The following is a 23397-nucleotide window of genomic DNA, read 5'->3' on the forward strand; positions in this document are numbered from 1 at the left end:
CGGCACACAAACCACGTTTATTCTAATGATTGAACACTCTGGCTAATCTTACATCGATTGGACAAGATTACTGTGATGATAAAAAAGCGGCATACCCTAGCATGCCGCTTTTTTAATCTGAATGGCGAATCAATTGGAAATATTTACTCGCTCACGTAACTCTTTGCCTGGTTTAAAATGAGGTACATACTTCCCGTCTAACTCCACTTTATCTCCAGTTTTTGGGTTACGGCCAACTCTCGGTTCACGATAGTGAAGTGAAAAGCTGCCAAAACCGCGAATTTCAATACGGTCACCACCTTCTAAAGTGGTTGCCATGTGCTCAAGAATATTCTTTACCGCATCTTCGATTTCTTTTGCTGACAAGTGTGTTTGCTCGGTACAGAGTCTTTCAATTAATTCAGACTTAGTCATAGTTTCCCTCATTACTTTCTATATCAAAGAAGGCAGAATCAAAAAAAAAGGAGCCTTTCGGCTCCCTTTTTAGCGATAGTGATTATTCGCCTTTAGCAGCCTTAAACGCATCAGCCATAGCATTACCGAACGCACCTTCTTCAGATTTGTTCAGTGAAGCCATTGCTTCTTGCTCTTCAGCTTCATCTTTAGCTTTGATAGATAGGTTAATTACGCGGTTCTTACGGTCAACACCAGTAAATTTCGCTTCAACACTATCGCCAACACTTAAGATTAGAGACGCATCTTCAACACGGTCACGAGATACTTCAGAAGCACGGATGTAACCTTCAACGCCGTCTACAAGTTCAATTGTAGCACCTTTAGCGTCAACTGCAGTAACAGTACCGTTAACTAGAGCACCTTTTTTGTTTTCAGATACATAAGCGTTAAATGGATCGCTTTCCATTTGCTTAACGCCAAGAGAGATACGCTCACGCTCAGCATCAACTGCAAGTACAACTGCAGAGATTTCGTCGCCTTTCTTGTACTCACGTACAGCTTCTTCACCTGGAACGTTCCAAGAGATGTCAGAAAGGTGAACTAGACCATCGATGCCGCCTTCAAGACCGATGAAGATACCGAAGTCAGTGATAGACTTGATCTTACCAGTAACTTTGTCGCCTTTAGCTTGAGCTTCAGCGAATGACTGCCATGGGTTAGCTTTACACTGTTTCAGACCTAGAGAGATACGACGACGCTCTTCGTCGATTTCAAGAACCATAACCTCAACTTCGTCGCCAACATTAACAACTTTAGATGGGTGAATGTTCTTGTTAGTCCAATCCATTTCAGAAACGTGTACTAGACCTTCAACGCCTTCTTCGATTTCAACGAAACAGCCGTAGTCAGTTAGGTTAGTAACGCGACCAGATAGTTTGTGACCTTCTGGGTAACGCTTAGCGATTGCTACCCATGGATCTTCGCCTAGCTGCTTAAGACCTAGAGATACGCGAGTGCGGTCACGGTCGAACTTAAGAACTTTAACTAGGATTTCGTCACCAACGTTAACGATCTCAGATGGGTGCTTAACACGCTTCCAAGCCATATCAGTGATATGTAGAAGACCGTCAACACCACCAAGATCAACGAATGCACCGTAGTCAGTAAGGTTCTTAACGATACCTTTAACTTCAGAACCTTCTTGAAGAGTTTCAAGTAGTTCATCACGCTCTACACTGTTCTCAGACTCGATTACAGCACGACGAGAAACAACAACGTTGTTACGCTTCTGGTCTAGTTTGATTACTTTGAACTCTAACTCTTTGTTTTCAAGGTGTGCAGTGTCACGGATTGGACGTACATCTACAAGAGAGCCAGGAAGGAAAGCACGGATACCGTTTAGTTCAACAGTGAAGCCGCCTTTAACTTTACCATTGATGATACCAACAACAGTTTCTGCTTCTTCGTATGCTTTCTCAAGAACGATCCAAGCTTCGTGGCGCTTCGCTTTCTCACGAGAAAGTTGAGTTTCACCGAAACCATCTTCTACAGCATCAAGAGCAACGTCTACTTCAGAACCTACTTCTACTTCAAGTTCGCCAGATGCGTTCTTGAACTGTTCAGCTGGGATAGCAGACTCAGACTTAAGACCTGCGTCAACAAGTACAAAGCCGTTCTCGATAGCAACAACAGTACCCTTAACAATAGTACCTTGTTGGAATTCAGTTTCGTTTAAAAACTCTTCAAAGAGTTGAGCAAAAGATTCAGTCATTTAAATAATCTTCAATAAATTAAACAGCCATGGGTATCCTACCGCATGGGGTTATTAACTTCGCTAGTCATCATCCTTGCGACCAACGTTCTAATCTGAATGAGTCAAAGGCTCACTCAGCTTTGATTCGATATATTGTAGTGCCTTTTCTATCACTTCGTCGATACCCATCGACGTGGAATCTAGCACTAATGCGTCTTCTGCTGGTCGCAATGGTGCGACTGGGCGATTACGATCTCTATCATCGCGCAGCATAATTTCGCTTAAAAGGTCGTCAAATCTAACATTTAACCCCTTCTCGTGCAACTGATTATAGCGTCTTCTCGCTCTTTCTTCTGCACTGGCATCAAGAAATATCTTTACTTGAGCCTGAGGGAAAACCACCGTTCCCATATCTCGTCCATCAGCAACAAGACCCAATCCTTTGGCGAAAGCACGTTGACGCCTTAGGAGCGCTTCGCGTACTCGAGGTAATGCCGCCACTGTAGACGCCGCCATACCCGTTTCTTCTTTGCGAAGTTCTTTAGAAACATCTTCGCCTTCCAGAATCACCTTAACCAAGTCTCCCTCTGCGATAAACTGAACGTCTAAATGGGTCGCTAGAGGCACTAAGGCATCTTCAGATTCGAGTTCAACGCCATGGTGAATGGCCGCCAAAGCCAGTACTCGATAAATCGCCCCAGAATCAAGTAGCTTGAATCCCAGCTTGTTAGCCAAGGCCATGCACAATGTACCCTTACCTGCCCCACTTGGACCGTCGACAGTAATAATTGCTGTCTCAGAAGACCCAGTTTCAGAAAACATAGTTAACTCCACTAATAATTGGCCTAATTTGAACAGCAACTAGGCCGATGCTGGCGGGAATTATAGAGGGAATGGCTGTTCTGTGCTAGTCAGATGGTAGAAGTTAGCATAATGATGTTACGTTTCTTTGACCTCACCGCTTTCAATGTCGACTAAAGTAGGATTCGCTCTTTGTTCTTTCCTACGATAGCAATGCCAATACCTTTCACTTTGGTGAGATCCTCTGGCGATTTAAACGCTCCATGTTCTTTTCGATATTGTACTATCGCTTGGGCTTTCTTTAGGCCCACTCCATTCAACAACGCCGCCAGCTCTTCAGCACTAGCTTGGTTAATATTGACCGTGATTTCAATACCTTCATAGTGATCGGCAGATTGATTTGCCCATGTCAAAGATGGAAGGCTAAGGCATAGAATAACGATGAGAGTGAGTGTTTTGCGTAGCTGCATAATTTTTCCTCTTTAATGATCCTAGAGGAAATAGCTTAAGGGGATTTAGATAGAAGTGTTGAGCGAGCAGATTAAAAAGGAACGGACCGCTTTCGCAGTCCGTTCTTTATTACTTATCAATTACATATCTGTGCTTATTGTGTCGCGTCATTACTGATGTTGTATTCAATATCAGTGTGCTTACGCAATTCACCTAGCACTGCAGACATATCTTGCTGAGCATCGTTCTGAGCCAATTGAGAAGCAATCTGTTGGTTGTATTGCGGCTCAACCTTTTGCTCCACCTTGTCCAGTTCCACCACAACAATATTGCCACTCATGTCTTTACTTTGACCATAAACTGGCTTGTCTTTACTTGGTTTTGGCATCGTAAACACTACATCAGCTAGAGGAGAGCGACGAGTGATGTTTTCTGCTTTACTGAACGTGAGTTTATTTTCTTTCAGTAGCTTGTTATCACCCTTGTCCAGACTTTTGACAATCTTGCCTGCTAAGTCGAGCGCATTTTCTTCGCCTTTATCCATAGAAAGCTGTTTTACCACTTTGGCACGAACTTCTTTCAAAGGAATCAACGATTTTTCTCTAGAGCTTTCAACGCGAACCACTACTACGTCCTCTGGTCCAATTTCGATGGCTTTCGAGTTCATACCATCTTCTTTGACTTCAGGGTCCATCAATGCCTGGAATACCGCCTGAGATTGCAACACTTTTGGCGCAGTTTCTTGCGTAATGAATCCCGTTGTGTGGATTGGTTGAGAGATAGCTTTTGCCGCAGCGTCCAATGAGTCTGGGGACTCATACGCAACTTTCTCTAACTTGCTTTGCAATTGGTAGAATTTGTCTGCCGCTTTTTGATCGGTTAGCTCTGATTTAATTTCAGCAGCCACATCTTTAAACGGTTTCACTTGGGCTTTCTTAATCGCATCTAGCTTTATGATGTGATAGCCGAAAGAAGTCTTAACAATGCCAGACAATTCACCCACTTTTTTCAAAGAGAATGCCGCTTTTTCAAACGATGGGGCCATGACACCTTTTTCTATCCAACCAAGGTTACCGCCTTCTTTAGCGCTACCTGGATCTTGAGATTTCTCTTTAGCCAGTTTTGCAAAGTTAGCACCTGCTTGAAGCTGTTTCAGGATTGCTTCCGCTTCTGCTTTGTTATCCTTAATCAGTATGTGACTGACTTCAATTTGAGGCTGTGTTGAGTATTTGTCCAAGTGTTCTTGGTAATACTGTTTCGCCTCTGCATCAGAGACCTTGATTTGTCCTTTCAATTCTTTTGCTGACAACTCTACATAGGCCACTTTCACTTGCGCTGGGCGAGTATAGCTTGCTGAGTGCTGCTTATAGTAAGTTTCGATTTGCTGATCATCAAGTTTAACTTTCTTAGCGAACTCAGATGGAGACAGCGTGATGGTTCTGATGGTACGTGTTTCGCTAATTAGTTTGTTCTGGGCTTCCACTTCGCCTTTCAGCGTAAACGTACTGCCTTGGATAGCAGAAAGCACTTGGTTGCGTAGTAAATCCTTACGCAAATAATCTGCGAACTGATCCGGCGTATAGCCCGCTCTTGTCAGCAAAAATTGGTAGGTTTGTTGATCAAATTTTCCATCTTTCTGGAACTCAGGCAAGGTCAAAATCATTTGACGAATTTGGTTGTCACTAACGCGAAGACCCAGCGAGTGAGCATATTGCTCCAATAATACGTTATTGATCATTCGGTCAAGCACTGACTTTCTAAATGATTTAACGTAGTTAGGATCAGCCAGAAGATTAGAAAAGTAGTCGCCTAACTGAGATTGCATGCGATTGCGTTCGTTTTGATAGGCTTGCTCAAAAGCTTGTCTGCTTATTTTCGTACTTCCTACCGTCGCAGCAGCATCGCTACTACCACGAATCAAATAGCTGCCTATGCCAGCGAAAACGAAAGATAAAATGATCAGGCCAAGTATTACTTTAATCGCGATGCTACTTGCGCCCGCGCGTAATCGATCCATCATAGTATAACTGCTCTCCAGAATCGGAAGTTCAAAAAATTAATATGCGCGATGATATCAGAAAAAGAAATGCGCATCAGTATGATGCGCATAAAATAAAAAGGTTCTATTTAAGTCTAAATAAATTAGACTTGTTTAGACTGCGGTAGCCCTAGTTGCAAGCGTCCTTAAGTGCTTTACCTGCTTTAAACGCCGGTACTTTCGCTTCCGCTATTTGAATCTCTTCACCCGTTTTCGGGTTACGGCCAGTTCTTGCTGCCCTAGTACGGACAGTGAACGTACCAAATCCTACCAGTGCGACTTGATCGCCTGATTGTAATGTATCACCCACCGCTTCAATAAAAGCATCTAGCACACGACCTGCTGACGCTTTAGAGATATCCGCACTTGTTGCAATTTTTTCGACTAGTTGAGTTTTATTCACCGTGATTCTCCTTTGCGCTATCCATTATAGTTTTGTAGGGATAGCTATCCGTTCCATATGCGTATCCAACGTGAACACAGCTTAGAGCTGCCAAGGCTTCAAGCCACGTCGGTAACGTTAGCTCCCCCTAAAAAGACTGACAAGCCTTTTTCGACTAATCAGCCTACTCTTTTACCCAGATTTTGCTACCCATCACTATTTTCTATAGAAAACTCCACACCCGTCGGATCTTGTACTAGTGCTACTTTCAGCACGTCATCTATCCATTGAACTGGGATAACTTTTAGATCAGCAATCACGTTTTCTGGTATCTCTTCTAGGTCCCTTTCATTCTCTTTTGGAATGAGTACGGTAGTAATTCCACCTCGATGCGCCGCAAGCAGTTTCTCTTTTAGCCCACCTATAGGTAACACTTCTCCGCGCAGTGTGATCTCACCCGTCATTGCCACTTCGGCTTTTACTGGGTTGCCCGTTAAGCTCGAAACCAGCGCAGTACACATTGCAATACCCGCACTTGGACCGTCTTTTGGCGTTGCCCCTTCAGGCACATGCACATGAATATCGCGTTTCTCGTAAAAATCTGGATTGACACCGAGTTTTTTAGCTCGCGAACGAACAACCGTCATCGCAGCTTGAATGGACTCTTGCATGACATCGCCCAGAGATCCGGTTTGCGTCAATTTGCCTTTGCCTGGTACCGATTCTGTTTCGATAGTCAGTAGATCGCCGCCTACTTCTGTCCAAGCTAAACCTGTCACCTGGCCAATACGGTTGTTGTCTTCCGCTTTGCCGTAGTTGAAACGCTGCACACCAAGATAATCTTTTAGGTTATCCATATGGACATGGACCGTCTCAAGCTCACTATCAAGCAGGATATTCTTCACCGCTTTACGACAGATTTTTGAAATCTCTCGCTCTAAGTTACGCACACCAGCTTCACGGGTATAGAAACGAATAATGCCAAGAATTGCGGTGTCATCGATGGCGATTTCGTGCTCTTTCAAGCCGTTTCGCTTAATTTGCTTATCAAGTAGGTGCTTTTTAGCAATATTCAGTTTTTCGTCTTCGGTGTAACCTGATAGGCGAATCACTTCCATACGGTCAAGCAACGGTCCAGGAATATTCATCGAGTTCGATGTCGCAACAAACATTACATCCGAAAGGTCATAATCCACTTCTAAGTAATGGTCATTGAATGCGTTGTTTTGCTCAGGGTCTAATACTTCTAACAAGGCAGACGACGGGTCGCCTCGCATATCAGAAGACATTTTGTCGATTTCATCGAGCAAAAACAGTGGGTTTTTCACGCCGACTTTTGACATCTTCTGAATCAACTTACCTGGTAGCGAACCAATGTACGTTCTGCGGTGACCACGGATCTCCGCTTCATCACGAACACCACCCAGTGCCATACGAGTATACTTACGGCCCGTTGCGGCAGCGATAGAGCGACCAAGAGAGGTTTTACCGACACCTGGAGGACCGACAAGACACAAGATTGGACCTTTAAGCTTGTTGATTCGATTTTGTACCGCTAAGTACTCGAGAATGCGCTCTTTCACTCTTTCAAGGCCATAATGGTCTTCATTGAGGACCTCTTCTGCTTTGGCTAGGTTTTTCTTAACCTTAGAGCGCTTCGACCAAGGGACACCAATCATCCAGTCAATGTAGCTTCGAACGACCGTGGCCTCTGCAGACATTGGAGACATCATTTTGAGCTTTTGCAGCTCTTGTTCTGTTTTCTCACGTGCCTCTTGAGGCATTTTTGATTCTTCGATTTTCTTTTTCAGAGTCTCGAATTCATCTGGCGCATTGTCCATTTCGCCCAGTTCTTTCTGAATCGCTTTCATTTGCTCATTCAGATAGTATTCGCGCTGAGATTTTTCCATCTGCTTTTTCACGCGTCCGCGAATACGCTTTTCAACCTGCAGAATGTCAATTTCGGATTCCATCTGACCCATGAGATACTCTAAACGCTCAGTCACGTCGATAATCTCGAGCACCTGCTGCTTGTCAGATAGCTTCAGTGGCATGTGAGCGGCGATGGTATCCGCAAGGCGAGCCGCTTCATCAATACCATTTAGCGAAGTCAGTACTTCTGGTGGGATCTTTTTATTAAGCTTAATAAAGCCTTCAAATTGATTGATTGCACTGCGAACGATGACTTCTTGCTCTTTCTCATCAAGTTCAGGCGTAGGCAGATATTGCGCTTCAGCAAAGAAAAATTCGTTTTCGATAAACTTATGAATTTTTGCCCTTTGCTGCCCTTCAACAAGGACTTTTACTGTACCGTCAGGCAATTTTAACAGCTGGAGTATGGTCGCGACGGTGCCAACCTCAAACAAATCATCAATTTCAGGCTCGTCAGTCTCGGCCTGTTTTTGCGCAACTAACAAGATTTGTTTGTTGTTGTCCATTGCCGATTCTAAGCAATTGATAGACTTTTCACGACCAACAAACAATGGAATTACCATATGCGGATAAACCACCACATCACGCAGAGGCAGTACTGGGATCTCGATACGCTCGGAACGTTCCAAGTTCATATTTTTCTCTCTTCTGCTTTATATCTTATGAGCAGTATATGGGGGCTAATTGGTTGGATTCAAATGAAAGAATAAAAAAAAGGAGGTAAATGATACCTCCTCTTGATATTTAGTTTAATTAATCGGCACCTGCGGCCTGATTGTCTGAATTGCTATAGATAAGCAGTGGCTCTGACTCTCCGTTTATGACTGAATCGTCAATCACTACTTTGCTGACTTCAGAAGAGGATGGCAGCTCGTACATCGTATCCAAAAGAACACTTTCCAGTATCGAACGTAAGCCACGCGCCCCTGTTTTTCGCTCCATTGCTTTCTTAGCTATCGCTCTTAATGCATCTTCACGAAACTCAAGTTCTACTTCTTCTATATCAAACAGTGCACCGTATTGCTTAGTTAACGCATTCTTAGGCTCACGTAAGATTTGAATCAAGGCTTCTTCATCTAATTCAGTTAGCGTTGTTGTTACGGGTAGACGACCGATGAACTCAGGAATTAAACCATACTTCACCAAATCTTCTGGCTCTACCTGAGCAAACAGTTCACCAGCGGTACGAGTTTCGTCTTTAGAGCGTACTTCCGCACCAAAACCAATCCCAGTACCTGTCGCAACACGTTGCTCAATCACTTTATCTAGGCCTGCAAATGCACCACCACAGATAAACAATATTTTTGAAGTATCCACTTGCAAGAACTCTTGCTGTGGATGCTTACGACCACCTTGAGGCGGTACAGACGCGACCGTGCCTTCTACTAACTTCAACAAAGCCTGCTGAACCCCTTCCCCAGACACATCACGAGTGATGGAAGGGTTTTCAGCTTTACGTGAGATCTTATCGATTTCATCGATATAAACGATGCCACGCTCAGCTTTTGCAACGTCATAGTCACATTTTTGCAGCAGTTTTTGGATGATGTTTTCTACGTCTTCACCGACATAACCCGCTTCTGTTAGCGTTGTTGCATCAGCCATAGTAAATGGCACGTCAAGGAAACGAGCAAGCGTTTCTGCGAGTAGCGTTTTACCACTACCTGTCGGGCCAATAAGTAGGATATTACTCTTACCTAGTTCAACACCATCACTGGTCACATCGCCATTACGTAAACGCTTATAGTGGTTATAAACCGCTACAGCTAATACTTTCTTAGCATAATCTTGGCCGATAACATAATCGTCAAGATGATCGCGAATTTCCTTCGGTGTCGGTAATGCTTCAGACTGTTTCTTAGGTAAAACGTCTTTAATTTCTTCACGAATGATATCGTTACATAGATCAACACATTCGTCACATATGTATACCGACGGGCCGGCGATTAGCTTGCGAACTTCGTGCTGGCTTTTACCACAGAACGAACAGTAAAGCAGTTTACTACTACCACTCTCTTTGTTTTTATCTGTCATTCACTAACCTCTTCGCCTCTAATCTTCATGTTTTGAGTGTACATCAAATTGATCCGGTTTGCGCTAAAACAATTAGTCATCGCGTCGATTCAAAACTGCATCAACCAGACCATATTCAACTGCTTGATCAGCCGACATAAAGTTATCACGATCCGTATCTTCCTCTATGGTATCTAGAGGTTGCCCTGTGTGCTCGGCAAGCAATTTATTTAACTTTTTCTTAATAGTTAGAATTTCTTGCGCGTGGATTTGGATATCGGAGGCTTGACCTTGGAATCCACCTAGGGGCTGATGGATCATCACACGAGAATTTGGCAAGGCGTATCGTTTACCCTTGGCACCGCCAGCGAGAAGAAACGATCCCATTGAGCAGGCTTGCCCCATACAGACTGTGCTCACATCAGGCTTAATAAACTGCATGGTATCGTAGATAGACATACCGGCAGTCACACTGCCACCAGGAGAGTTAATGTATAGGAAGATATCTTTGTCTGGGTTTTCTGACTCTAGGAAAAGTAACTGAGCCACGACGAGGTTTGCCATGTGATCTTCAACTTGACCAGTTAAAAAGATAACACGCTCTTTTAGCAGACGAGAATATATATCGTACGATCTTTCCCCTCGTGACGTTTGCTCAACCACCATTGGAACCAATGCGTCTAAAATCGGCGACATTGCATTTTTTTCTTGGTTGCTCATAATTTTATATCCCTAAAATAAATGGTCCGGATGACGACAATCATACGGACCATTGTTAGCAGAATAGTTAACTCTAAGTCAACCATCTGCTTTTTATAACTTGTTATGCCGCAGGCTGTTGTTGATTCATCAAATCATTGAAGCTTACTTCTTTTTCTGAAACCTGAGCTTTTTCGATGATTGCATCAATTGCTTGCTCTTCTAGAGCAACATTACGCATGTTGTTCATCATTTGCTCGTTTTGCTCGTAGTAAGCAATAACTTCTGATGGATCTTCGTATGCTGTAGCCATTTCTTGAATCAGAGCTTTAACCTTCTCGTCATCAGCTTTGATGTCTTCTGCTTTGATCACTTCGCCTAGAAGCAGACCAACAACAACGCGACGCTTAGCTTGCTCTTCAAATAGCTCACGAGGAAGCTGATCAGCCGCTTCAACATTGCCACCAAAACGTTGTGCAGCTTGTTGACGAAGTGCACCGATTTCTTGGTCAATCAACGCTGCTGGAACATCGATTTCATTCTCTTTTACTAGGCCATCAAGCGCTTGCTCTTTGATACGACCTTTAACCGCTTGCTTTAGCTCGCGATCCATGTTTTTACGAACTTCTGCTTTAAGTGCGTCTACACCGCCTTCAGAAACACCAAACTTAGCGATGAACTCATCGTTGATTTCAGGTAGTTCACGAGTTTCAACTTTTTTCACTTTGATTGCGAATTTCGCCGCTTTACCTTTTAGGTTCTCAGCGTGGTAGTCTTCTGGGAACGTCACTTCGATATCGAATTCCATTCCTGCAGTTTTACCAATGATGTCATCTTCGAAACCAGGAATCATACGACCAGCGCCAATTTCTAGTGGGAAGTCTTCTGCTTTACCACCTTCAAATTCTTCACCGTCGATAGTGCCTAGGAAATCGATAGTTGCACGAGTACCGTCTTCTACAGCAGTATCGGCTTCAGTCCAAGATGCTTGTTGCTTACGTAGCGTTTCAATCATCTCTTCTACGTCTTCGTCTTTAACTTCAACCGCAGGCTTCTCTACAGTGATGTTTTCTAGACCTTTGATTTCCACTTCTGGGTAAACTTCAAAAGTCGCAGAGAATTCAAAATCCTCACCTTCTTTAGAATCAACTGGAGCGAATGTTGGTGCGCCTGCTGGGTTTACTTTTTCTTTCACGATAGCGTCGATGAAGTGGCGTTGCATTACATCACCCATCACGTCTTGGCGAACAGCTTGACCATACATTTGAGCAACCATTTTCAAAGGCACTTTACCTTTACGGAAGCCATCGAAACGACGGTTCTTTGCAATTTTGCGTAACTCCGCTGTAACTGCATCTTCGATATTTGCAGCAGGAACAGTAATATTAATACGGCGCTCTAGACCTTCTAGCGTTTCAACAGTAACTTGCATTATTTATTAACCTCAAAAATGGCTCATCTAATTCTGAGCATAGAAATCACAATTTAGAGTGACTTCTTCCTTTAATTTGTGTACTACGGTCTTTAATCTACCCAAAGTTCCGAGACACGATATTTCGTTTAGTTCCTGGAAGGCCAAGGCTTACTTTTACTCTTCAATAAGCAGAAGAATGGTGTAAGTGCTGTCCGGCCATCCCACGGGAAGTGATTTAGACGCAGCATTCTAACGGCCTAAATCTAACCTGTCGAGCCGATCCCCCAGATAGATCGTTTTATATCCGAGTTTTCTGGGCGATCGCTCCAAATTCGCACAAGTTTTCGTACAACGAGTAAGTGGGGACTCAATTGATTTTTTCAAGTGTCGCGTAGGTTTTTTTATTGGGCTCTGGTTCGGGGTAAATACGGCATAAAATAAGGAGAGGGTACCACCGTGGGAAGGAACACGTGTTCTACCCTCTCCTATATCGTTGACAAAGGCACTTGTCGTGCACCTTTTAAGTGGGGGATTCAAATTCAACTCTACAAATAAGTATAGAAGGTTGGAAATAACCTTGTTTCTCTTTTATCAGCATAGTGTCAATTTTGTGTCAGCTTATGACAGACAATGAGAACTTAGAAACGAAAGAACATCACCACCCAAGATTGACTGGAAGTTTAATTCATTGAATCTAAACTAAACATATAAAATCAACATCAGCTAGGGTTCAAACAATGGATACCTCACTGATACTGGGCATTTGATAGTAAAATCAGGATTTTCTCTGAACTTTATCGATGATGGCATTACGTAAAGATTCATTCCCTTCCACTAGAAATATGGTCGAAATGGGACTTTGACACACCTATCACAACTGGATGTATTCAATGGGCTTAATAGCTAAGTTAACGCTTGTGGTCGCAGGCCTAACATCAAGCATCATGCTGATCATGAGCTTGATCACCTTTACCATGACTCACAAAGAGATAGAAAAATCTGTCCATCAACAACTTAATGGTACGCTTGAACTACTTTCAACCATCTTGAAAGAGCAAAATCTAGCGATGGCCTCTATCAACGAGACCACGGCACGCAATCAAGACCTCCCAGCATTAGTTAACTATCACAATTTAAATGGCTTAACTAAAATGCTAGATAGAGTGGTACATGAATATCCTGCAATGAACTATATCCTTGTCGTTGGATACAATGGTAATGTGCTTTCACGCTCAACGATACACCCTCAACCTTCCAGAAATAATAAGTTGTCGGAACTGCGCAACGTTGAATCCAGCCCAAAACTTGCTGCACTTTTGAAGGATCATACCGTGTCGAGTATGCCAGGCCAAGATGACTGGTTACCCGCTTCCACTACAAAAGAAATATCTCAATGGATAGTAAGCCCTATCAAGGCTAACAATCGGCTAGTTGGCTGGGTGATTGCTTCTTATAACTGGAAAAAAAGCTATCAAGACTTAATTGAAAAGTCCTTAAACCAGCTGAAATCGGCTTATCTACCTGTAAGCAATATCACACTACAAACTCGTACAAACAAGCCGCTACTGCTCAGTGCAGACAATCAACCGACTCAAGAAAAAATGGTGAGTGCCTCCAAGTTTTTGCAAATAGGATTGGCCGACTATAACTTGACCATCAGCTTCTCAGAAAAATCGGCACTTCACAGTCTAGACAATATCCAATTTTGGCTCGCCACGCTCGAATTGGGCACAGTATTGTTGTTGTCGTTTTCACTGTTCTTCTTGCTAAAGAATATCATTGTCAAACCCATCACCAGCCTAAAAAATCATATCAATATGCTTGGAGCCAAAGGGCTAGACTATGTTATTCCGCCAACAAGCTCAGAGGAGCTCTCATCCATTGCCTCGTCAATTAACGCGTTGGCTTCACAATTGAAAAGCACCACAACTTCCGTTAGTCGACTTGATGAAGAAATTAAAGAAAAAGAGCATATTCTCGCAGTTCAGGAAACGACAAAGCAAAAACTGTCCGCCATATTAGATACCGCCGCTGATGGTATCATCACCCTCAACTCAGAGGGCCACGTTCTTACCTTCAATCAAGCAGCTCAAACCATTTTTGGTTATTCAGAACAAGAAATGCTACATCAACCTATCGAGAGGTTGATGGATGACGGTACAGATTCAGCGAAACATCGAATTAGAGACTACCTCAATTCCGGCGTTTCAGAATACCTTGGCAATTTAAAGACCGAAGGTGCGTTAAGTATTGAGCTCAATGCGCTAGGAAAGAGCCGTGTTCGGTTCCCTATACTCCTATCTATTGCTCGAGTTGCCACAGAACAAGGGGTGCTATTTTCGGCTATCGTGAAAGACATTACAGAATCAAAAGAAGCAGAAGCAAAACTTATTGAGTCAAAAGAAAAAGCCGAACAAGCTGCAAAGATAAAGAGTGAATTTTTAGCAGTGATGAGCCATGAAATACGCACACCGATGAATGGTGTCATTGGCATGTTGGAGCTGCTAATGGAAAATAATCTGAATAATTCCCAACAACACCAAGCCTACCTAGCACACAATAGCGCTGTATCTTTACTGAACATCATCAACGACATTTTAGACTTTTCTAAAATCGAAGCCGATAAGCTAGAACTTGAGTCGCACCACTTCGACCTTCGCCGAGTACTCGGTGACTTCTGTGAATCCACAGCGGCAAGCCTTTCTAACCCAGATATCGAAATCGTACTGGATACTATTGAAGTAAATCAAACCATGGTACTCGGCGACAGCAGCCGAATCCGGCAGATATTCGCCAACCTCGTGGGTAACGCTGTCAAATTTACCCAAGCAGGTGAAATTATCGTTACAGCAAAGCTGGTCGAACTTTCTGAAAACCAATGGACACTTCAGGCCTCGGTGTCTGACTCAGGAATAGGTATTCCTACCGATAAAATCGCAAACTTGTTTGATAAATTTAGCCAAGTCGATGCCTCTACGACCCGAAAATACGGCGGGACAGGGCTGGGGCTAGCCATTGTAAAAAAACTGTGTTTGATGATGGATGGCAACATCCAAGTGACCAGTGAAGTCGGTAAAGGCAGCACGTTTTCCTTTGAGATCCAAGTTGGCAAATCAAACCAAGCTGAGCTTGTGGTACCCAAAACCGACATCAGCAAGTTGTCCATCTTGGTAGTGGATGATAATGCCGTTAACAGAGAAGTGCTATGTAAACAGCTTGAACACTGGGGAGCTCATGTCTCTCAAGCTTGTGATAAGGAAAGTACATTGGCTCAATTTGAGCGCGCTTCTCGTTCCATTGAAGGGCTTTATGATATTGCATTTCTCGATATGCAAATGCCTGAGTGTGATGGATTGGAGCTATGTAAAGCGATACGATTGCAAAGCGAATGGCAACAGACCAAGCTCATTATGATGACTTCAATGGAAAGTATCGCTAATAACCAAGAGTTCAAGGCATTAGGTTTCTCCGGATATTTTGCCAAGCCAGCCACCACGTCCGACCTATTCAACGCGTTAAATGTCATTGGCAGTGATGACTTCTCTGACAAAGATGCACTGGTGACTCACAACTACCTCACCAGTTTGAAAACAGATACGGATGCTGCTGTAAGCAATACCATTAGCGATAAAACGAAGATTCTGGTCGTTGAAGATAATCGTGTCAACCAGGTGGTGATTCGTGGGGTATTGAAGCAACTTGATGTGCAAGTCGTGTTGGCTGAAAACGGCAAGCAAGCCATCGAAAAGTTGTCAGATGATCAGGAAATCAATTTAATTTTAATGGATTGCCAAATGCCAGAAATGGATGGTTATGAAGCCACGCAAAGAATTCGATTGGGAGAGGCAGGCGAATTGCACGCCAACACCCCAATTGTGGCGATGACAGCCAATGCGATGGAAAGCGACAGGCAAGATTGCTTAAATGCTGGCATGAACGACTTCTTAACCAAGCCGATTAATAAGGCATTAGTCATAAAGAAAATCCATCAATGGAGCAACCTTACCGAGTCAAAGGCATCCTAGCTTTTCTTTTTGCCACGCCCTGAATGTATTTTTAGCTTGGCTTTCATTTTTTGCTTATCGCGATTGCGCCCCCGGCGCGGACGCGGAGAGCCGGGGTTATCACTCTCTGAGATTGGGCTTGGTTCAAACCCGGCCAGCCACTCTTGTGGTATTCGCCTATCTAACAGTCTCTCTATAGGCGCCAAGAGATACTCTTGGTCGTGAGACATAAGTGAAACCGCCAGTCCGTCTCTTCCTGCACGCCCGGTTCGGCCGATACGGTGAACGTAGTCTTCTGCTTTAAAGGGCATATCAAAGTTCACGACCTGGTCGAGTTGGGGAATATCTAACCCTCGCGCCGCAACATCGGTTGCAATCAAGGCACGTACCTGACCGGATTTAAAATCGGCTAACGCTTTGGTTCTCGCACCCTGACTTTTATCGCCATTGATGGAGACAGCCTTTATTCCATCCAGTTTTAGTTCCTTGACCAATTGATCACTACCTTCTTTGGTTTTGGTAAAAACCAATACCTGTTGCCAGTTTCGCGAGCCAATGAGATAGGCAAGTAACGCGGTTTTTTTCTGCTTATCCACCGGGTAAAGCATCTCCTTTACCGTCGCTGCCGTGCTATTTTTCCCCGCCACTTCAACTTCTGCTGGCTGATTTAGCAGCTTATACGCCAGTGCCTTAATCTGAGGGGTAAAGGTGGCAGAGAACAACAAAGTTTGCCGTTGTGAATTGAGATTGCGAAGAATTCTTTGAATATCTGGTTTAAACCCCATATCCAGCATTCTATCAGCTTCATCGAGAACAAAGTGCTCAATATGTTTCAGACTAATGTGACCACAGTGATGGTGATCAAGTAGGCGACCCGGAGTCGCTATCACAATGTCGCACCCAAGCTTTAACGCGTCTCTTTGCGCTTTTATACTCGTTCCGCCATAAACCGCAACACATCGTAGGCCGGTGTCTTTACTAAAACTCACCATAGCTTCATAAACTTGCTGAGCAAGCTCACGAGTGGGCACAAGAACTAAGCAACGTACTTTTTTCTCCGAGTCTTGAGCAATCGGATCGATAAGCATTTGATCAATGATAGGAAGTGAAAAAGCGGCGGTTTTACCCGTTCCGGTTTGCGCAGCGGCTAATAAATCCTTACCCGACAACACCTGAGGGATCGCCTTGGATTGAATTGGGGTTGGCTCGGTATAACCCAATTGCTCTACGGTTTCACACAAAAAAGATGTGCTGAGGCCTAGTTCGCGAAATAGCATATGTTTACAGATACAAGGTGGTAAAAACGGCTCACTTTACACCAGTCAGTACCATACTGAAATCAGAATTCTTCGATTGGTTCAATTAACATGCTCCGCTTTAGCCACTCCGCGACTAAGAAGAGCAACTAATCTCTAGCTTTTTCCCCCACTCGGGAGGCAAACTCGCATACTTTTCATATTCGGGTTGTTCGTCAAAAGGCTTAGTCAGCAACGAGGCCAATCGATGCACCTCGCTGAAATCACCTTCTTCTGCTCGCTCGATGGCTTGCTGAACCAGATAATTGCGCAAAATGTACTTAGGGTTGTGTGTTCGCATGACTTCGCAGCGCTGCTGCATAGTCAATACCTCTCCCGACTCGACTTTGCTTTCCAGTTCTAGGCGTTCAAAATATTGTTTTAGCCAGGGTTGGATTGCATCGACAGAACAAAATAAAGCACAAATAGGCTCGTTCCCCAAAGTGCCCATGTTCGAGAGGTAACGAAAGAAATTTGTATAATCAATGCGCTGTTCTTCTAACAGTAGAAGAAGCGACTCAATCAACGCACCGTCGTGCTCGTGAGGCATGCGCAAACCAAGTTTATTGCGCATTAGCTGATAGTACTTTCGACTCAGTATGGATTCGTATTGATCCAATGCCGATTCCGCGTCCTCTTTTTCAATGAGAGGTGATAACGCATAGGCGAGTGCAGACAGGTTCCACAGGCCAATATTAGGTTGTTGATTAAATGCATAGCGACCATGGTAGTCAGAGTGATTACAAATATAGCCAGCTTCAAAATCATCAATAAAGCCAAACGGGCCAAAATCAAAAGTCTGACCTAATATCGACATATTATCGGTATTCATTACCCCGTGAGCAAAGCCTATGGCTTGCCAATGAGCTATCATCTCCGCAGTAGATTTCACAACCTGGTGAAACCAGTCGACATAAGGTGTTTTGCTATTGGCAAGATCTGGGAAATGCCATTCAATAACCTTGTCTGCTAACAATTTAAGTTCTCTGTGTTGATTGGTATAGAAAAAATGCTCAAAATGGCCAAAACGGATATGAGTTTCAGCAATACGGATTAGCATCGCCCCTTTTTCCTGCTTTTCTCGATAAACAGGCGTATCACTGGCAATTAAACCAAGTGCCCTCGTTGTGGGGATGTTTAGTGCAAACAGCGCTTCACTGCACAAATACTCGCGGATGGAAGATCGTAACACAGCGCGACCATCGCCCATTCGTGAATATGGCGTGATACCTGCGCCTTTTAAGTGCACGTCATAAACGCACTTATCTTTCCCTTCAATCTCACCAAGCAACAACCCTCTGCCATCACCTAATTCTGGATTGTAACCCCCGAACTGATGACCCGCGTATTTCATTGCTAAAGGTTCAAAACCTTGATGTAAAGCCGAACCATCGAGTTTTGGCAACCATCGAGACAAGCTATCGACATCATCGGGAAATTGAAGCAGATCCGCCAGTGTTTTGTTCCAAATTACCCATTGGGAATTGGTTAACGGCTGGGGAGCAAGGCGGGTATAAAACGAACTCGGCAGTTCAGAAAAGCGGTTAGAGATGGCAAGGGTATCGAGGTTAGACATGTGTCAATCCATAAGTACTGATATGGAGCAACGTTAGCACACTCTGAGTCGGTCAATCTAGCAAAGATCGACTACCGCAAGCGGTAGCGTCTCTTTATACACGACTACTGAATAATCAATAGGACACAGAAAATACCTAGTAAAGAAAATATACAGGTTTTACTGATAAGCCCAAGATTGGTAGGTTGGATCATTTCTTGATGTTGCATTAGCTAGCCTCTTTTTTATTACGTTATTGTTACAGTATTGTGAATTTTAGCTAACATCTCAACAATTAGAGTATTAATTTTTTATTTCAGAGTGGGCTTTCAGCGACAGCTTTGGACGATAAAATCAGTTGTACATGGTCAGCCTTCTGCCCACCAATCTGATGCCTCCGCTCTCCACCGAAGATTGCCTTTGTCGCACTTCTGCTTCCGCCGACACATTAGACAATCCAGAGCGAGCCACGAACATCGAGCTGCTACGTTGCCGAATTCCATCTTGCGCAAGATTCAAATTGTTGCTGCGCATTACAACGCCACTTTTATTTACCCGCACCGCAACGTTATCTAGATGATTGACAACGGACTCCACACTCTGAGCACTTGAGTGCACAGACTCTTGACTGACTGACACTCGGTTGTCTACAACCTCTGTGTCTTGAGCTGAACATTTAAACCGCTCTAGAGAAAACCCCAGCCAGCTTGCCTCGTACTTTTTCTTTACCCCACCAATATCAATCTTAAATCCAGGGTAATATTGTACATACTCGCCACCGTATAACTTATTGGTGAAAGGGCCGGCCAAGCTGGTGTAAAAACCAATAACCCAATCGTCTTTGTTGCCAATGGTGGTTGAATTCCATTCTGCGGACTCAAACTTAAATTTACCGTCTGTCGACGAAAACGTAATTCCTGGAAACTCACCTTTTTCTTCACTCATACCACTCGTTTCCTGAACAATAAAGTCAATAAGAAGTCAGAACTAAAATGGTACACCACCATATGCAACAAATTATTACAATTTAATTAATTTCGCCCGAACTATTGTTACTTATACCCTCTCCCTCATTAGGCAAGGTGCAAGACTCGGAGCCAAATTAAAGGTACTAGGCTATAAACCGCCAGACACATCAATAAAGGTACCGGTACTAAAACTCGATTGTTCCGATAGTAACCAAGCAATGGCGTTCGCCACTTCCTCGGCAGTGCCACCTCTTTGTAGAGGAAGTCGCTTACCTACCCTATCTGGTCGGTTAGGCTCACCTCCGTCAGCGTGCATGTCGGTGTAAATGACACCGGGCCTCACTCCGTTAACTCGAATTTTTTGACTCGCTAGCTCTTTGGCCAAACCAATGGTTACTGTGTCTATGGCCCCTTTAGACGCCGCGTAGTCGATGTACTCGTGTGGAGAGCCTGTTTTTGCCGCCATTGAAGAGACATTAACAATAGCGCCGCCCGATACCATTTGTTCCACCGCTTCCCTAGCGCATAGTAAATAACTGGTCACGTTGGTGGTCAATATTTGGTTGATCCTGTCTGCATCCAAATCCAGTAACGATGCCTGCTGTTTTAATATGCCCGCATTGTTCACCAAATGAGTAACAGGTCCGAGTTGCTGAGCGACTAATTTAAACATCTCAATCACTTGATGCTCATCAGAAACATCCGCTTGAATTAAGATGCCCTCAGCGCCAGTATTGCGTACATCTTGAAGTACTTTCTCTGCCTCTGCGCGGTTAACTCGATAATTGATAACAACAGAATAGCCTTGAGTCGCCAGCAACTTCGCTGTTGCAGCGCCTATCCCTCGGCTCGCCCCTGTCACTAATACGACCTTATTCATTGGTGATTCCCTCAGCGATTACATTCACAGAAAAAACAAGAAAAGCATAATCTTAAGGGATTGGGAAGTGGTTTGAACATGCAATAGCAAAAAGCCCCTGACTCGATGAGTCAGGGGCTTTTCTAATATGGCACGCCCTGAAGGATTCGAACCTTCGACCACATCCTTAGAAGGGACGTGCTCTATCCAGCTGAGCTAAGGGCGCGCTACAGGAGGGAATTATACGAATTGAAGTTACGAGATCAATGCCTTTATATCACTTTTTGATTCAAGTGCTTAAAAAAGACGCACAACTGATAAATGCGCGCAAATAAACGACAAAGCAAACGTTTGCCTATAGATGTTCATTGAATTTTTTGCGACAATGCCTGCGAACTTATCGACCACCTACCTGAAGGAAAGTCATGACTGCCCAAAACATCGACGGTAAACTGATCTCGCAAACTGTTCGCTCTGAAGTTGCAGCTCGTGTGAAAGCACGCACAGAAGCGGGGCGAAGAGCCCCTGGCCTTGCTGTTATATTGGTTGGAGAAGATCCAGCTTCACAAGTCTATGTTGGGAGCAAACGCCGAGCATGTGAAGAAGTCGGCTTTGTTTCCAAGTCCTATGACTTACCCGCATCTGCCACGGAAAAAGAATTGTTGGATCTGGTAGATACATTAAATGAAGACGGTGAAATTGATGGTATTTTAGTCCAACTTCCTCTTCCTGCAGGGATCGATACAACACATGTATTAGAACGGATACTGCCAGAGAAAGACGTGGATGGTTTCCACCCTTATAACGTTGGAAGACTTGCCCAGCGCATTCCAAAGCTTCGCTCTTGTACACCTAAAGGCATCATCACACTGCTCGATCGCTACAACATTCAACTGCGCGGCAAACATGCTGTGATTGTCGGCGCTTCCAATATTGTCGGCCGACCTATGACACTAGAGTTGCTGCTAGCAGGATGTACCACCACAACGTGTCATCGATTTACCAAAGATCTTGAAAGTCACGTTCGCCAAGCTGATGTTGTGGTCGTGGCCGTAGGCAAACCCAATTTTATTCCTGGAGAATGGATCAAAGAGGGCGCTGTCGTTGTTGATGTCGGCATCAATCGACTTGAATCGGGTAAGCTAGTGGGCGATGTTGAATACGATACAGCAAAAGAAAGAGCAAGCTATATTACTCCGGTACCAGGGGGCGTGGGCCCAATGACAGTAGCAAGTTTGATCGAGAACACAATGATAGCTTGCGAGCAGTATCACACCAAGTAATATCATCACACCGAAACAAAACGATAAAGGCTCCGAGTTCGGAGCCTTGTAGCGACGGATATTTAAAATTTACGGATCAAACTTAATCGCATCCGCTAAATGCGTCACTGCCGTTGCAAAATAGTAAGAACGATTCCACTTCATCAGCACTTGATAGTTGTTGTAAATCAAATACACACGCCCCCCCAAATCATCGGGCATGATCAACCAGGCTTTGATGTCGTGTTTGCCAAGGTTTGGCAAAGGCTTACCATCGTATTTCGTAATGCCTAGCTTACTCCACTCTTGCAGAGTTTTCGCCTTGTCCTCTTCTCGTCCTGCGAGTTTGCGATCAAAACCTTTTGGCAGCATGACTTGACGCCCCCATGTATGAGTCGCATCCCAACCAGACTTGTGCAAATAGTTCGCCGTGGAAGCAAAGACATCATCAGGGGAAGTCCAAATGTCCTTTCTGCCATCACCATTACCATCTGCGGCATAAGCGATATAGGAACTAGGCATAAATTGGCATTGCCCCATTGCACCAGCCCATGAGCCCTTCATGTCGGCAACTTGAATATGCCCTTCTTGCAATATTTTCAGCGCCGCCATGGTCTCACTACGGAAGAACTTTTCTCTTCGCCCATCGTAAGCCATTGTTGTCAAAGCATCGATAACATTGTATGAGCCAGTAAACTTACCAAAGTTACTTTCCACTCCCCAAAGCGCTACAATAAATCGAGGCTGGACTGAATACTTTGCGCCGATCCTTTGTAAATCAGAGTAGTACTTTTTGTACAGCGCTTTGGCTTGTTTTACTTTCCATTGAGGCACTGCACGAGGAATGTATTCGTCGAGAGTGAGTCTCTTTTCTGGCTGGTTTCGGTCAGCTTTCACCGCGCGAGGGACATATTTTACGTTTTCAAACGCTTCAGTCAGGATACGATCAGAAATGCCATCAGAACGTGCTTCTTTTTTTAGCCCTTCAACATACTGCTCAAAACTCGCATCGGTTGCGTTTGCATAAGAAGAAGTGGCCACACCTAGACCTAGTAGAAATGTTATGATTTTTTTCAAATTGCCCTCCTTGAGCAATTTTATGCCGAGTTGTCGGATTTCTTTTGCTGAGCTTTTCGCTTCTTGTGTGCTTCAAGAAGATCTTCTGGAGGAGGCGGTAATTGCAAGAAAAAGCCATCAGAATCGAAAGACTCTTTCACTTTTTCAACGCTTACTCTAGCCAGCTTACGTCCTTCTAACTTTATCACCATTACGAACATAGGTTTGCCAAACATTTGCATTAGCGTGTCAGGGACTTGTGAAAAGTCATCCTTCTTTGGCAAATAAAGATAGGTACCTTCTTTTTTAGAGCTTTTGTAAATTGAACAGAGCATCGATTACCTTAAATTATCAAATTCTCATCAGAAATAGTGAATTTCGTAAATGTTTAGCTATTTTTTCGACTAAATCACTTAAATAACGACCAGATAGCTTGTAGAGCCAATGTGGGAAATATAACATGATAACTCTACATACAAACAAAACTCTATACATTAAAGCAAGCGTTATTGAGGTCATA

Annotated in this window: 18 protein-coding genes and 1 tRNA gene; 2 read left to right on the forward strand and 17 right to left on the reverse strand. The window is 43.9% G+C overall.

Annotation, left to right across the window (positions count from 1 at the left end; genetic code table 11):
* Positions 1-129: 129 nt before the first annotated feature.
* The 10 genes from ihfB to tig form a co-directional block, all read right to left on the reverse strand.
* Positions 130-414 (reverse strand): integration host factor subunit beta, encoded by a 285-nt coding sequence (gene ihfB / locus M9194_RS16545; RefSeq protein WP_250613794.1) that lies wholly within the window; start codon positions 412-414, stop codon positions 130-132.
* Positions 415-496: 82 nt separating this feature from the next.
* Positions 497-2167 (reverse strand): 30S ribosomal protein S1, encoded by a 1671-nt coding sequence (gene rpsA, locus M9194_RS16550; RefSeq protein WP_250613795.1) that lies wholly within the window; start codon positions 2165-2167, stop codon positions 497-499.
* A gap of 90 nt (positions 2168-2257) precedes the next feature.
* The gene (gene cmk / locus M9194_RS16555; RefSeq protein ID WP_250613796.1) at positions 2258-2971 is read right to left on the reverse strand and encodes a (d)CMP kinase; all 714 of its coding nucleotides are present in this window, start codon (positions 2969-2971) and stop codon (positions 2258-2260) included.
* A 152-nt stretch (positions 2972-3123) separates the two neighbouring features.
* Positions 3124-3420, reverse strand: a complete 297-nt coding sequence (locus M9194_RS16560) for a ComEA family DNA-binding protein (RefSeq protein ID WP_250613797.1) — start codon at positions 3418-3420, stop codon at positions 3124-3126.
* Between the two features lie 134 nt (positions 3421-3554).
* Complete coding sequence (gene ppiD, locus M9194_RS16565) at positions 3555-5420, reverse strand: peptidylprolyl isomerase (RefSeq protein ID WP_250613798.1); 1866 nt, start codon at positions 5418-5420, stop codon at positions 3555-3557.
* Between the two features lie 148 nt (positions 5421-5568).
* Complete coding sequence (locus M9194_RS16570) at positions 5569-5841, reverse strand: HU family DNA-binding protein (protein ID WP_250613799.1); 273 nt, start codon at positions 5839-5841, stop codon at positions 5569-5571.
* Between the two features lie 185 nt (positions 5842-6026).
* Complete coding sequence (gene lon / locus M9194_RS16575; protein WP_250613800.1) at positions 6027-8387, reverse strand: endopeptidase La; 2361 nt, start codon at positions 8385-8387, stop codon at positions 6027-6029.
* Between the two features lie 118 nt (positions 8388-8505).
* Complete coding sequence (gene clpX / locus M9194_RS16580; protein ID WP_250613801.1) at positions 8506-9786, reverse strand: ATP-dependent protease ATP-binding subunit ClpX; 1281 nt, start codon at positions 9784-9786, stop codon at positions 8506-8508.
* 72 nt (positions 9787-9858) lie between these two features.
* The gene (gene clpP, locus M9194_RS16585; protein ID WP_250613802.1) at positions 9859-10485 is read right to left on the reverse strand and encodes an ATP-dependent Clp endopeptidase proteolytic subunit ClpP; all 627 of its coding nucleotides are present in this window, start codon (positions 10483-10485) and stop codon (positions 9859-9861) included.
* Between the two features lie 103 nt (positions 10486-10588).
* Entirely contained in the window at positions 10589-11896 is a 1308-nt protein-coding gene (gene tig / locus M9194_RS16590) for a trigger factor (protein ID WP_250613803.1), read from the reverse strand.
* An 872-nt stretch (positions 11897-12768) separates the two neighbouring features.
* Here tig and M9194_RS16595 point away from each other — a divergent pair.
* A complete protein-coding gene (locus M9194_RS16595; RefSeq protein ID WP_250613804.1) occupies positions 12769-15903 on the forward strand; it encodes a response regulator in 3135 nt (1044 codons plus the stop codon).
* On the opposite strand, the gene M9194_RS16600 is transcribed toward M9194_RS16595, so the two are convergent.
* The 5 genes from M9194_RS16600 to M9194_RS16620 all read right to left on the reverse strand — a co-directional run bounded on the left by M9194_RS16600 (position 15900) and on the right by M9194_RS16620 (position 20785).
* Positions 15900-17159, reverse strand: a complete 1260-nt coding sequence (locus tag M9194_RS16600; RefSeq protein ID WP_250613805.1) for a DEAD/DEAH box helicase — start codon at positions 17157-17159, stop codon at positions 15900-15902. The genes M9194_RS16595 and M9194_RS16600 overlap by 4 nt on opposite strands.
* 115 nt (positions 17160-17274) lie before the next feature.
* Positions 17275-18753 carry a protein adenylyltransferase SelO gene (locus M9194_RS16605; RefSeq protein ID WP_250613806.1) on the reverse strand — a complete coding sequence of 493 codons (1479 nt, stop codon included), beginning with the start codon at positions 18751-18753 and terminating at the stop codon, positions 17275-17277.
* Positions 18754-19086: 333 nt separating this feature from the next.
* Positions 19087-19677, reverse strand: coding sequence for a hypothetical protein (locus M9194_RS16610; RefSeq protein WP_250613807.1), 591 nt, complete (start codon positions 19675-19677; stop codon positions 19087-19089).
* Positions 19678-19848: 171 nt separating this feature from the next.
* Positions 19849-20580 (reverse strand): SDR family oxidoreductase, encoded by a 732-nt coding sequence (locus tag M9194_RS16615; RefSeq protein WP_250613808.1) that lies wholly within the window; start codon positions 20578-20580, stop codon positions 19849-19851.
* Between the two features lie 128 nt (positions 20581-20708).
* Positions 20709-20785 (reverse strand) — tRNA-Arg (locus M9194_RS16620).
* A gap of 199 nt (positions 20786-20984) precedes the next feature.
* On the opposite strand from M9194_RS16620, the gene folD reads away from it, so the two are divergent.
* Positions 20985-21842: a bifunctional methylenetetrahydrofolate dehydrogenase/methenyltetrahydrofolate cyclohydrolase FolD gene (folD, locus tag M9194_RS16625; protein WP_250613809.1), complete on the forward strand. Its 858-nt coding sequence runs from the start codon at positions 20985-20987 to the stop codon at positions 21840-21842.
* 69 nt (positions 21843-21911) lie between these two features.
* On the opposite strand, the gene M9194_RS16630 is transcribed toward folD, so the two are convergent.
* Together M9194_RS16630 and M9194_RS16635 are read right to left on the reverse strand one after the other, a co-directional pair.
* A complete protein-coding gene (locus M9194_RS16630) occupies positions 21912-22889 on the reverse strand; it encodes a lytic murein transglycosylase (protein WP_431769416.1) in 978 nt (325 codons plus the stop codon).
* A gap of 29 nt (positions 22890-22918) precedes the next feature.
* The gene (locus M9194_RS16635) at positions 22919-23212 is read right to left on the reverse strand and encodes a YcgL domain-containing protein (protein WP_250613811.1); all 294 of its coding nucleotides are present in this window, start codon (positions 23210-23212) and stop codon (positions 22919-22921) included.
* Positions 23213-23397 lie beyond the last annotated feature (185 nt).

Source organism: Vibrio sinus, from assembly GCF_023634645.1.
Taxonomy (GTDB): domain Bacteria; phylum Pseudomonadota; class Gammaproteobacteria; order Enterobacterales; family Vibrionaceae; genus Vibrio; species Vibrio sinus.